This is a genomic window from Poseidonocella sp. HB161398 (assembly GCF_005870025.1).
Classification (GTDB): domain Bacteria; phylum Pseudomonadota; class Alphaproteobacteria; order Rhodobacterales; family Rhodobacteraceae; genus Mangrovicoccus.
This window is the reverse complement of the sequence record NZ_VATA01000010.1, coordinates 1-11,734: the sequence shown is the minus strand read 5'-3', so window position 1 is coordinate 11,734 and position 11,734 is coordinate 1. Positions and strand designations below refer to the sequence as shown.

At 68.4% G+C, this 11,734-nt stretch carries 10 protein-coding genes and 1 pseudogene; 2 read left to right on the top strand and 9 right to left on the bottom strand.

Translation table 11 applies throughout. From position 1 onward, the window contains the following. Positions 1-47: 47 nt before the first annotated feature. On the top strand, positions 48-512 hold the full coding sequence (locus tag FGX59_RS10060; protein ID WP_138466407.1) for a hypothetical protein: 465 nt from the start codon (positions 48-50) through the stop codon (positions 510-512). 95 nt (positions 513-607) lie between these two features. Next, positions 608-1,258 (top strand): hypothetical protein, encoded by a 651-nt coding sequence (locus tag FGX59_RS10055; RefSeq protein ID WP_138466406.1) that lies wholly within the window; start codon positions 608-610, stop codon positions 1,256-1,258. 12 nt (positions 1,259-1,270) lie between these two features. Here FGX59_RS10055 and FGX59_RS10050 read toward each other — a convergent pair whose 3' ends face one another. From FGX59_RS10050 to FGX59_RS10010, 9 genes and pseudogenes are all read right to left on the bottom strand, one after another. After that, the gene (locus tag FGX59_RS10050; protein ID WP_138466405.1) at positions 1,271-3,301 is read right to left on the bottom strand and encodes a M3 family metallopeptidase; all 2,031 of its coding nucleotides are present in this window, start codon (positions 3,299-3,301) and stop codon (positions 1,271-1,273) included. A 72-nt stretch (positions 3,302-3,373) separates the two neighbouring features. Next, positions 3,374-4,453 carry a molybdopterin-synthase adenylyltransferase MoeB gene (locus FGX59_RS10045; protein WP_138466404.1) on the bottom strand — a complete coding sequence of 360 codons (1,080 nt, stop codon included), beginning with the start codon at positions 4,451-4,453 and terminating at the stop codon, positions 3,374-3,376. A gap of 119 nt (positions 4,454-4,572) precedes the next feature. Further along, a complete protein-coding gene (locus FGX59_RS10040; protein WP_138466403.1) occupies positions 4,573-4,791 on the bottom strand; it encodes a formate dehydrogenase subunit delta in 219 nt (72 codons plus the stop codon). Continuing rightward, complete coding sequence (gene fdhD, locus FGX59_RS10035; protein ID WP_138466402.1) at positions 4,781-5,602, bottom strand: formate dehydrogenase accessory sulfurtransferase FdhD; 822 nt, start codon at positions 5,600-5,602, stop codon at positions 4,781-4,783. The genes FGX59_RS10040 and fdhD overlap by 11 nt, the downstream gene beginning before the upstream one ends. After that, the gene (gene fdhF, locus FGX59_RS10030; protein ID WP_138466401.1) at positions 5,599-8,517 is read right to left on the bottom strand and encodes a formate dehydrogenase subunit alpha; all 2,919 of its coding nucleotides are present in this window, start codon (positions 8,515-8,517) and stop codon (positions 5,599-5,601) included. The genes fdhD and fdhF overlap by 4 nt, the downstream gene beginning before the upstream one ends. After that, positions 8,514-10,037 carry an NADH-quinone oxidoreductase subunit NuoF gene (locus FGX59_RS10025; RefSeq protein ID WP_138466400.1) on the bottom strand — a complete coding sequence of 508 codons (1,524 nt, stop codon included), beginning with the start codon at positions 10,035-10,037 and terminating at the stop codon, positions 8,514-8,516. Before FGX59_RS10025 ends, fdhF begins: the two co-directional genes overlap by 4 nt. After that, positions 10,034-10,510, bottom strand: coding sequence for a formate dehydrogenase subunit gamma (locus FGX59_RS10020; protein WP_138466399.1), 477 nt, complete (start codon positions 10,508-10,510; stop codon positions 10,034-10,036). The genes FGX59_RS10025 and FGX59_RS10020 overlap by 4 nt, the downstream gene beginning before the upstream one ends. A gap of 416 nt (positions 10,511-10,926) precedes the next feature. Then, positions 10,927-11,283, bottom strand: a complete 357-nt coding sequence (locus tag FGX59_RS10015) for a hypothetical protein (protein ID WP_171060594.1) — start codon at positions 11,281-11,283, stop codon at positions 10,927-10,929. A 124-nt stretch (positions 11,284-11,407) separates the two neighbouring features. Beyond that, positions 11,408-11,734 (bottom strand): annotated as a pseudogene (locus FGX59_RS10010) (IS5/IS1182 family transposase); the annotation flags it as partial.

Here is an 11,734-nt window from a genome sequence, read left to right as displayed (position 1 = left end):
GCGGGATTACCGTGCTCCTGCTGGAACGTGTGCAGGAGCTTTTCCGGATGGCCGATCCGAGCGAGTGCATGAGCCCCGGACTGGCCGTTGCCGGAAGATGTGCCCATTGGGTGATGATGCGGTTTGCCCGGCACGAGGCCTGGGCGATCAGGACGGCGATGAAGGCTCCGCTTTTCTCCACCCATGTGTCCGCAACCCTGTGGATCTGGACCTTTCCCGTCATTCCGGCCAGTCTCCCGCTTGTCCTGCTTTCCGGGCATGCGCTCATTCCCGCAGCGATCCTGGGCATGGTCGCGAGCATCTTGTTCCTGGCCGCGGCAGCGCCATGGTTCTTCCGGTGGGGATTCATCTGCATGGGCCTGATGGCCGGGCGCAGGGAATTGGCGCAGAAGAAGCAGAAAGCGGTTCTGGCGCGCCTGGACCGGCTGCGGGCCATGGACCCGCGCCAGGCCATCCACGAGCTGCGCGTCTTCCCGAAACGGGGAAACCGGGACGCGGCGGCGGGGAAATAGGCACTTGCCCCGGGCGGCCGCGGCCCGACGCCGCGTGAATTCGGGGCCTGGCCATGCTAGCCTGCTGCCGTGATCGGGGCCGAGAGGGGGGCGGGATGGACAAGCAGGCACTGACGGCGGAGCAGGAGCTGGCCTCCCGCTTCGAAAGCCTCGGCTACAACTGCGAATTCGGCTTCGTCCAGCATCAATGCGGCTGGGAACAGGGCGGCCTCCTGCGATGGGCGCTGGCCATGCCCGGGCCGCTGGTCCAGAATCTGCGCAGCGGATTCAAGGGCCTCTACGAATTCCGCAATCTCGTGCCGCGCAACGCGAAGATGGTGACCGACACCGCCACCGGCATCGGCTTCCACAGCGAGATGCGCTCGACCGGCGGGGCGTTCGACGATCCCGAGCCGAGACGCCGCCGGATCCATGCCGGGGAGGCCGGGAAGATCGGCTATCTGCGCGACCGCTTCCTCGGCCAGCTCGCCGAGGGGCGGCAGATGTTCGTCTTCAAGTACAATCCCGGCCTGCCCCCGGAAACCGTCGGCCAGCTCGCCGGGGCGATTGCCGCGCGCGGGCCGGGGCGGCTGCTCTATGTCACCGCCGCCGACCGGCCCGAGGAGGTCGGCACGGTCTCCCATGCCGGCGGCAACCTCTATCTGGGCCGCGTCGCCCGCGTGTGGTGGCGCGACCCCGATCCCGGCAATATCGACTATCCGGGCTGGGTGCAGCTCATGCGCAACTGCGAGCGCTTCCTGCGCTGAGCGGGCCCCGCCCTAGGCGGCGTCGGGCAGGAGGCCGCGGCCCTTCAGCAGCGCCTCGGGTCCGGGCATCCGGCCGCGGAAGGCGGTGTAGAGCGCGGCCGCATCCGCAGATCCCCCGGCCGAGAGGACATGCTGTTCGAGGCTGCGGGCGATGTCCGGATCGAAGGGGTCTCCCGCCTCCTCGAAGGCCTCGAACGCGTCGGCATCCATCACCTCGGACCACATGTAGCTGTAATAGCCCGAGGAATAGCCGTCGCCCGAGAAGACATGGGCGAAATGCGGCGTCGCGTGGCGCATGGTGATGGCATGCGGCAGGCCGATCCCCGCCAGCACCTCGCCCTGGCGCGCCATGATGTCGGCGGGCGCCTTGCCCATGTGGAATTCCAGATCGACTAGCGCGGAGGCGACATATTCCACCGTCGCGAAACCCTGGTCGAAATTCTTCGCCGCCAGCAGCCGCTCGAGCATCTCCCCGGGCATCGGCGCGCCGGTCTCGGCATGGGTGGCGAATTCGGCAAGCACCGCGGGCACTTCCAGCCAGTGCTCGTAGAGCTGGCTCGGCAGCTCGACGAAATCGCGCGCCACCGAGGTGCCCGAGATCGAGGGATAGGTCACGTCGGACAGCATCTGGTGCAGCGCATGGCCGAATTCGTGGAAGAGCGTGCGCGCGTCGTCATAGCTCAGCAGCGCCGGCCGGCCCTTGGGCGGCTTGGCGAAGTTGCAGACATTGACCACGACCGGGCGGATGTCGCCGGCCAGCTTCTGCTGGCTGCGGATCGCCGAGCACCAGGCGCCCGAGCGCTTCGAGCCGCGGGCGAAATAGTCGCCGATGAAGACCGCCAGGTGGCGGCCGTTCCGGGTCACCTCCCAGGCGCGGCAGTCGGGATGGTAGAGCGGCGCCTCGAGCGCGCGGAATTCCAGCCCGAACAGCCGGTTGGCGCAGGTGAAGGCCGCCTCGATCATGCGCTCGAGCTGCAGGTAGGGCTTCAGCGCGGTCTCGTCGAGATCGTGCTCGGCCGCGCGGCGCTTCTCGGCATAGTAGCGCCAGTCCCAGGGCTCCAGATCGCCATTCACCCCGTCGGCCTGCATCATCCGGGTCAGCACCTGCGCATCGGCCTCGGCCTGCGCCTTGGCGGGGGTCCAGACCTGCATCAGCAGGTCCTTCACCGCGGCCGGGGTCTTCGCCATCTCGGTTTCCAGCTTGAAGGCGGCGAAGCTGTCATAGCCGAGCAGCCGCGCGCGCTCCTCGCGCAGGGCGAGGATCTCGGTGGCGATGGCGCGGTTGTCGGTCTTGCCGCCATTCTCGCCGCGGGCCACCCAGGCGCGGAAGGCCGTCTCGCGCAGGTCGCGGCGCGGGCTGAACTGCAGGAAGGGCGTGATCAGCGAGCGCGACAGCGTCACCACCGGCCCGTCCTGGCCCTTCTCCTCGCCCGCGGCGCGGGCGGAGGCGACGACGAATTCCGGCAGGCCCTCCAGATCGGCCTCGGCCAGCGGCATGAACCATTCGCGCTCGTCGGCCAGCAGGTTCTGGGTGAATTCGGTGCCGAGCACGGCGAGCCGCGCCGAGATCTCCGCCAGCCGGTCGCGGTCGGCGCCCTCGAGCTCGGCGCCCGAGCGCACGAAGCTGCGCCGCGTCAGCATCAGGAGCCGCGCCTGCTCGGCCGTCAGCTCCAGCGCCTCGCGCTGCATCCAGAGCGAGTCGATCCGCGCGAAGAGCCGGCGGTTCATCGAGACTTCGGACGAATAGGCGGCCAGCGCCGGGGAAAACTCCCGCATCAGCGCCTCGCGGGCCGGATTGCTGTCCGCGCCGGCCATGTTGTAGAAAACGCCCAGGACCTTGTCGAGCAGCCCGTCGGCCAGTTCCAGCGCCTCGATCGTATTGGCAAAGCTCGGCGGCTCGTCGCTGTCGGCAATCGCGGAGATGGCCGCGCGCGACTGCGCCAGCGCGGCGTCGAAGGCCGGGCGGAAGTCGTCATCGGCGATCCGGTCGAAGGGCGGCAGGTCGAACTCGGTGGACCAGGTTTCCGTAAGCGCGTTCGTCATTCCGGGACTCCTTTTCCCAAAGAGCTAATCGCTCGGCGCCGCCAAGGCGAGGGGGCGGCGCGAAAATTCCGCTCAGGCGCCGCGCCCGCCGCAGGCCGGGCAGTTGGCGCGCGGCTTCAGCCGCAGCTTGCGGGTCTCGCCGTAGAGCGCGTCATAGAGGATCATCTCGCCGCGCAGGGGGGCGCCCGCCCCGGCGAGGAATTTCAGCGCCTCGACCGCCATCATCGAGCCGAGCACGCCGGGCAGCGGGCCGATCACGCCGGCCTCGGCGCAGGTCGGCACCAGGCCGGGGGCGGGGGCCTCGGGGAAGACGCATTGATAGCAGGGGCCGCCGCGCGCCGGGTCGAAGAGGCTGAGCTGTCCCTCCCACTGGGTGATCGCCCCCGAGATCAGCGGCACGCCGGCCGCCACGCAGGCGCGGTTGACCAGGTAGCGGGTCTCGAAATTGTCGGTGCCGTCGAGCACCAGGTCGTACTCGCCGATCAGGGCGGCGGCGCTCTCCTCGTCGAGGCGGCGGTGATAGGGGCGCAGCAGCACATGCGGGTTCAGCTCGCGCAGAGCGATCTGGGCGGAGAAGACCTTGGGCATGCCAGTGCGGGCGCCGGTATGGATGATCTGGCGGTGGAGGTTCGAGACATCGACCACGTCGTCGTCGATCACCCCGATCGTGCCGACGCCCGCCGCGGCGAGGTACTGCAGCGCAGGCGCGCCCAGGCCGCCGGCGCCCACGACCAGCACCTTGGCGCGCTTGAAGCGCATCTGCCCGGGCCCGCCGACCTCGCGCAGCAGGATCTGGCGCATGTAGCGGTCGAGCTCGTCATCGCTGAGCGGCGCTTCGGGATCGGGCTCCGGCGGGGCGGGCTCCGGCTCCGGGGCGGGGGCAGGGCGGTTCTCGGGCCGGATGCGGGATTTCAGCGCCTTCAGACCGGCCGCATAGGCCAGGCCGAGCGCCGCGAAGCCGCCGAGCAGCAGCCACATCTCCACCGATCCGCCGAGCGCCCGGTGCAGTCCCGCCCCGGGCGGCAGCAGGAGAAGCAGCGCCAGGACCAGGACATAGAGCAGGCCGATCATCAGCCAGCGCGCCTGGTAGGGCATCTTGAAGGCCCAGCCCGCCAGCCAGATCGCGGCCGCGGCGGCGAGGAACAGGATCATCGCGGCGCCTCCGTCCGGGACGCGCGGAAACGGTCTGTGGATGGCATCGGGCGGTCCTTTCCGGCTGGCTCGCCCTCTCTGTGCCCCTCGCTGGGGGCGCGATCAAGCTGCGAAAGGGGCTATTCCGCCGGGACGCGGACCTGCGCGAAGGCTTCCTTGACCAGCGGTTCCAGCCCTTCGCCGCCGGCTTCCATGTGCCGGGCGAGCTGGCTGCGCATCCGCGGTTCCCAGAAATCGTTCAGGTGGTCGGCCACGCGCGCCGCCTGGTCGCTGCCCGGCTGGGTCTTGAAGAAGGTGGCGATCTGGTTGGCCATCATGACCATCTTTTCAGGCGACATCGGAACTCTCCGGCAGGATGCGGTCGGGGTGGCTGTAAAGGTCGAACCCGTCGCCGCGGGCGAAGGCGGCAACGGTCAGCCCGGCCTCGCGCGCAAGGCGCAGCGCGGTTGCGGTGGGGGCGGAAACGGCAATCAGCACCGGGCTTCCGGCCATGACGGTCTTCTGCACCATCTCGACCGAGACCCGGCTGGTCAGCACGACGGCGCCGGTGGACGGGTCGGTGCCGCGGCGCACCAGCGCGCCGATCAGCTTGTCGAGCGCGTTGTGGCGGCCGACATCCTCGCGGGCGCAGGTGATGCCCTTGCCCGGCTCGAGGAAGCCCGCGGCGTGGACGGCGCGGGTCTGGTCATGCAGCGGCTGGTGGCGGCGCAGGTTTTCCGTGGCGCGCCCGGCCTCGGCCGCGGGCAGGCGCCAGTCCGGATCGGGCAGGACGGGCAGGGGGCGCAGCGCCTGCTCGAGGCTGTCGATCCCGCAGAGCCCGCAGCCCACCGGGCCGAGCATCGCCCGGCGCCGCGCCTTGACCTCGGCCGAGCGGTCGGCCGAGAGCCAGAACCGCGCCTCGATCCCGGTCTCGTGCTCGACCAGCTCGAAGCTGGCGATGTCCTGCGGGGAGGCGAGGATGCCCTCGCTGAGGGCGAAGCCCAGGGCGAAATCCTCGATATCGGCGGGGGTCGCCATCATCACCGCCTGGGTCGCCCCGTCGAAGGTGATGGCGACGGGGGTCTCCTCCGGCAGCGACCGGGTGATGTCGACCTGGCCGCCGCCGCGCAGGGCGGAGCCGGGGAGGCTCCGGACCGGTTTCATCGTCATTCCGCCGCCGGCAGGATCCGCCGGGACTTCTCGGCCTGGGCGCTGTACTCCTCCTGCCAGTCGGTCGGCCCGTTCGAGGGCAGGATCTGCACCGCCGTCACCTTGTATTCCGGGCAGTTGGTCGCCCAGTCGGAGAAGTCGGTGGTGATGACGTTGGCCTGCGTGTCGGGGTGGTGGAAGGTCGTGTAGACCACGCCCGGCATCATCCGGTCGCTGATCTTCGCGCGCAGCGTCGTTTCGCCGGAGCGCGAGGCCAGCTTGATCCAGTCGCCATCCTTCACGCCGCGGTTCTCGGCGTCCGAGGCGTGGATCTCGAGGATGTCCTCGGGATGCCAGGCGGTGTTCTCGGTCCGCCGGGTCTGGGCGCCGACATTGTACTGGCTGAGGATCCGCCCCGTCGTCAGCAGGAGCGGGAAGCGCGGGCCGGTGCGTTCCTCGGTCGCCACGTATTCGGTGACGATGAACCGCCCCTTGCCGCGCACGAAGCCGTCGACATGCATCAAGGGCGTGCCATCCGGGTTGGCGTCGTTGCAGGGCCACTGGACCGAGCCCATCTCGTCGATCAGGTCATAGGTGACATTGGCGAAGCTCGGCGTGGTCGCCGCGATTTCCGCCATGATCTCGGAGGGATGGCCGTAGTTCCAGTCGGCGCCCATCGCCTGGGCGAGCTTCTGCGTGACCTCCCAGTCCTCGTAGCCGTTCTTCGGCGCCATCACCTTGCGCACCATGTTGATGCGGCGTTCCGCGTTGGTGAAGGTGCCGTTCTTCTCGAGGAAGGACGAGCCGGGCAGGAAGACATGGGCGTAGTTCGCCGTCTCGTTCAGGAAGAGGTCATGGACGATGACGCATTCCATCGCGGCGAGCCCCGCGGCCACGTGCTTGGTGTCGGGGTCGGATTGCAGGATGTCCTCGCCCTGGCAGTAGAGCCCCTTGAAGGAGCCGTTCACCGCCGCGTCCAGCATGTTGGGGATGCGCAGGCCGGGCTCCGGATCGATGGTCACGCCCCAGGCCTCCTCGAAGATCTTGCGGACCTCTGGGGATTTGACATGGCGGTAGCCGGGCAGCTCGTGCGGGAAGCTGCCCATGTCGCAGGAGCCCTGGACGTTGTTCTGGCCGCGCAGCGGGTTCACGCCGACGCCCTTGCGGCCGACATTGCCGGTCAGCATGGCGAGGTTGGCGATGCCCATCACGGTGGTGGAGCCCTGGCTGTGCTCGGTCACGCCGAGACCGTAGTAGATCGCGCCGTTGCCGCCCTGGGCGAAGAGCCGCGCGGCGTCGCGCATCTCGACCGCCGGGACGCCGGTCATCGCCTCGATCGCCTCGGGGCTGTGGCGCGGGTCGGAGATGAATTCCGCGTATTCTTGGAATTCGTCCCAGTCGCAGCGCTCGCGGATGAAGGCCTCGTCATAGAGCTTCTCGGTGACGATGACATGGGCGAGGCCGGAGACCACGGCGACATTGGTGCCCGGGCGCAGCGGCAGGTGATGCGCGGCGCGGATATGGGCGGATTTCACCAGGTCGATGCGGCGCGGGTCGATGACGATCAGCTTGGCGCCCTGGCGCAGCCGCTTCTTCAGCCGCGAGGCGAAGACCGGATGGCCGTCCGTGGGGTTGGCGCCGATCACGATGACCACATCCGTGTGCTCGACCGAGTCGAAATCCTGCGTCCCCGCCGAGGTGCCGAAGGTCTGGCCCAGACCATAGCCGGTCGGCGAATGGCAGACCCGCGCGCAGGTATCGGTGTTGTTGTTCATGAAGACGCCGCGGGCGAGCTTCTGGACCAGGAAGGTCTCCTCGTTGGTGCAGCGGCTGGAGGTGATGACGCCGATGGAGCGGCGGCCGTATTTCTCCTGGATGCCCTTCATGCGGTCTGCGGCAAAGCTCAGCGCCTCGTCCCAGCTGACTTCGCGCCAGGGTTCCTCGACGCTGTCGCGGATCATCGGGTTCAGGATCCGGTCCTTGTGCGAGGCATAGCCATAGGCGAAGCGGCCCTTGACGCAGCTATGGCCGCGATTGGCCTTGCCGTGCTTCCAGGGGACCATGCGCACCAGCTCGTCGCCGTTCAGCTCCGCCTTGAAGGAGCAGCCGACGCCGCAATAGGCGCAGGTGGTCACGACCGAGCGTTCCGGCGTGCCGAGCTCCCAGATGGATTTCTCCTGCAGGGTCGCGGTCGGGCAGGCCTGCACGCAGGCGCCGCAGCTGACGCAGTCGGAGGACAGGAAATTGTCGGAGGCGGCGCCGGCCGAGACCCGGCTGTCGAAGCCGCGCCCCTCGATCGTCAGCGCGAAGGTGCCCTGCACCTCCTCGCAGGCGCGCACGCAGCGCGAGCAGACGATGCATTTCGACGGGTCGTAGGTGAAGTAGGGGTTCGAGGTGTCCTTCTCGATATAGCGGAAGTTCCCCGGGCCGTCGCGGCGGTCGGCATCGGCCTTCGACAGCGCGCCGGTGCCGGTCGGGTCGAAATGGTTCTGGCCGCTTTCGTAGCGGACGTCGCGCAGGCCGACCATGCCGGCCATGTCCTGCAGCTCGCAATCGCCATTCGCCGCGCAGGTCAGGCAGTCGAGCGGGTGGTCGGAGATGTAGAGCTCCATCACCCCCTTGCGGATCTTCTTCACCTTGGAGGACTGGGTGTGGACCTTCATCCCCGGCGCAACCGGCGTGGTGCAGGAGGCCGGGGTGCCGCGGCGGCCCTCGATCTCGACCACGCAGAGACGGCAGGAGCCGAAGGCCTCGACGCTGTCAGTGGCGCAGAGCTTGGGGATCTTCAGCCCGGCCAGCATGGCGGCGCGCATCACCGAGGTGTGCTCGGGCACCGTGACCTCGACCCCGTCGATTTCCAGCGTCACCGGCTTGCCCTCGCGGGCGGGGGTGCCCAGATCGGCATCGGTATCCCACGGAATGATGAAATCCTTCATTCGGCTGCCTCCTTGGCGGTGGTGGCGAAGTCTTCGGGGAACTGCTTCAGCGCGGACATGACGGGGAAGGGGGTGAAGCCGCCGAGCGCGCAGAGCGAGCCGTCCTTCATCGTCTCGCAGAGATCGGTCAGCAGAGGGATGGCCGAGGCGTCGCCGCGGGCGATCCGGTCGATGGTCTCGACGCCGCGCACGGCGCCGATGCGGCAGGGGGTGCATTTCCCGCAGCTTTCCACCGCGCAGAACTCCATGGCGAAGCGCGCCATGCCCAGCATGTCGGTCGTGTCGTCATAGACCACGATCCCGGCATGGCCGATCAGCGCCTCCTTGCGGTCGAATTCCTCGTAGCCGAAGGGGGTGCCGAATTTCTCGGGCGCCAGATAGGCGCCGAGCGGGCCGCCGACCTGCACGGCCTTCACCGGGCGCCCCGAGGCGGTGCCGCCGGCGATCTCGTTGACCAGCGTGCCCAGCTCCATGCCGAAGGCGGTCTCGAAGAGCCCGCCGTATTTCACGTTGCCCGCGATCTGGATCGGCATCGTGCCCTTCGAGCGGCCGAGGCCGAAATCGGCGTAGTACTGCGCGCCCTTCTCGAAGATCACCGGCACGGTGGCCAGCGACAGCACGTTGTTGACCACGGTGGGCTTGCCCATGAAGCCTTCCAGCGCCGGCAGCGGCGGCTTGGCGCGCACCACGCCGCGCTTGCCCTCGAGCGAATTCAGGAGCGAGGTCTCCTCGCCGCAGACATAGGCGCCGGCGCCGACGCGCAGCTCCATGTCGAAGGCCGGGCCCTCGCCCAGCACCTTGGCGCCGAGCACGCCGGCCTCGCGCATGATCTCGATCGCGCGGCGCATGATGGCATTGGCCTGCGGGTATTCGGAGCGGGAGTAGATGTAGCCCTTGGTCGCCCCGGTCGCGAGCCCGGCAATCGCCATGCCCTCGATCAGGGTAAAGGGGTCGCCCTCCATGATCATCCGGTCGGCGAAGGTGCCGCTGTCGCCCTCGTCGGCATTGCAGACGATGTATTTCTGGGAGGCATGGGCGAGCCGGACCGTGTCCCATTTGATGCCGGTCGGGAAGCCCGCCCCGCCGCGGCCGCGCAGGCCGGAGAGCTTGACCTCGTCGACGATCGCCTCGCCGTTCATCCCGAGCGCGCGGCGCAGCCCGGAAAGCCCGCCGAGCGCTTCGTATTCGGCCAGGGACAGCGGATCGACGATGCCGCAGCGGGCGAAGGTCAGCCGCGTCTGCTTCGCCATCCAGGGCAACTCGTCGACCAGGCCGAGCGCCTTGGCGCCGTCGCCGTCGAAGACCTGGCCTGCCTCGGAGGGCAGGAGCGGGCCGAAGCCCTTGCGGCCCTCGGGCGTCTCGAGTTCGACCAGCGGCTCGAGCCAGACCATGCCGCGGCTGCCGTTGCGGACGATCTCGGCATCGACGCCGCGCTTGGCGGCTTCGGCGGCGATGGCCTCGGCCACCTGGTCGGCGCCGAGCGCGCGGGCCGCGCTGTCTAGAGGGACGTAGATCTTCATGCCCCGGCCTCCTTCAGGATGGCGTCCATCTTCGCGCCGTCGACGCGGCCATGCACGGTCTCGCCGACCATGACGGCCGGGGCGCAGGCGCAGAGCCCGAGGCAGTAGACCGGCTCCACCGTGACATTGCCGTTCGCGGTCGTGCCGTGCCAGGCGAGGCCGAGCTTCGCCAGCGTCTCCTCGGCCAGGGCATTGGCGCCCATCGACTGGCAGGCCTCGGCCCGGCAGATCTTGACGACATGGCGGCCCGCGGGGACGTTCCGGAAATCGTGGTAGAAGGACATCACGCCATGCACCTCGGCGCGGGTGATGTTCAGCGCATCGGCAATCGGCTGTATGGCCGTCTCCGGCACATGGCCAAAGCTCTCCTGCAGCAAATGGAAGATCGGCAGCAGCGGCCCTTCCAGGTGAAGCTGCGAATGGATCAGCGTTTCAATCTCGTCTGCCGTCGGCTGCGGGAAATCCCGTGGCATGCGCTCCTCCGGATGGTATTTTTCGGCCGTTTTTCGGGCATCCTGAGGACAAGGGGATTAACAAATCAATATCGGCTTTCCGTTGCTTGATTGGCAAAAGCTATCAGCGGGCGGCGGTCTGAACTGGGCTGCGCTGGACCTCCCCGGCTAGATCCCTCAGCGCGCGGGATTTTCGCGGCGGATGGCGGTTCGTGCCGCGCTGCGGCTAGACGCCGGACCGCGGAAAGCTTCCTCGCGACATAGTTTACAATGCGTTACCCGCCGCGAGGCCCGGCCGCCCCGGGACCCGTCTGCAGGAGCGCTTGCCTGCCGGGGCCGCGGTGCGAAGGCGGCCGGAGGAATGCTGCAGATGCGCCACCGCCGCCGCTATCCGCTCAACGAATTAACGGATGTGAATGCGGTTATTCCATTGGCCCTCATAACCGGGATGCACCAAGAAGAGACTGATCGCCGCGACACTGCCGGGGCTTTCCGGAATGGTCCAGCCGGGCCAGGCCGCAACGCTCGACATCCGCGTCGGGCAGGACACCACCGTCAGCGAAACCGAACCGGATACGGTCTTCGACTACGGTTCCCATCTCTAGGCCGACGACAATGCCGGGACCCGCAACTGCCAGTCGCACTTCGGGTTCGACATACCGCTGACGTCCCTCGCCGGCGAAGGCGAAAGGATCGAGATCGGCAGCGGTCTCGTCCACGCCTGCCACAATTTCATAGCGGCCGGAAATTACCAGCGCACCATGGTCTCGGCGGCGCTGGGCACGGTGGATCACTGGGCGGCGTCATCTGCGATCTGGACCTCGGTAGGCGACCGGGCCTCCGGCCCCTTCGCGCAGACGGGCCCTGTTGCACAAATCGGGCGATAGGCAAGCTCCCCCTCTCCCCCGGACAGGCTTGTCCCGCGATCCCTGTGACGGGCATGCTGAGTGCGGCGTCGCCGGCAAGCACGGCAATGCGGACCTGAAGTTCCGCAATCTGGCGGTCGAAGTCCCGCGCCATGAGGCGCTGCCCCGGCAGTTTCAAGCAGTGCATCCTGGTTTCGAGGCGGCTCCAGCGATGGTATCCGCTCCATCGTCGCCAAAGTGCTCGACCAAGGTGTTTCGAGGCTCGCAGGACCTCGCTTCCTGCAACCGCACCGGCGGTGACAGTCTTCCATGGCCTGGCATTCCTGCGCGGTGGGATGACGGCATGGACGCCACGATGGGCGATTGCATCATGGCATTT

Bases quoted from the DNA above. Each gene is read 5' to 3' on its own strand.
- FGX59_RS10060 (WP_138466407.1), top strand. From the start codon at position 48: ATGGCCGATCCGAGCGAGTGCATGAGCCCCGGACTGGCCGTTGCCGGA.
- FGX59_RS10055 (WP_138466406.1), top strand. From the start codon at position 608: ATGGACAAGCAGGCACTGACGGCGGAGCAGGAGCTGGCCTCCCGCTTC.
- FGX59_RS10050 (WP_138466405.1), bottom strand. From the start codon at position 3,301: ATGACGAACGCGCTTACGGAAACCTGGTCCACCGAGTTCGACCTGCCG.
- FGX59_RS10045 (WP_138466404.1), bottom strand. From the start codon at position 4,453: ATGATCCTGTTCCTCGCCGCCGCGGCCGCGATCTGGCTGGCGGGCTGG.
- FGX59_RS10040 (WP_138466403.1), bottom strand. From the start codon at position 4,791: ATGTCGCCTGAAAAGATGGTCATGATGGCCAACCAGATCGCCACCTTC.
- fdhD (WP_138466402.1), bottom strand. From the start codon at position 5,602: ATGACGATGAAACCGGTCCGGAGCCTCCCCGGCTCCGCCCTGCGCGGC.
- fdhF (WP_138466401.1), bottom strand. From the start codon at position 8,517: ATGAAGGATTTCATCATTCCGTGGGATACCGATGCCGATCTGGGCACC.
- FGX59_RS10025 (WP_138466400.1), bottom strand. From the start codon at position 10,037: ATGAAGATCTACGTCCCTCTAGACAGCGCGGCCCGCGCGCTCGGCGCC.
- FGX59_RS10020 (WP_138466399.1), bottom strand. From the start codon at position 10,510: ATGCCACGGGATTTCCCGCAGCCGACGGCAGACGAGATTGAAACGCTG.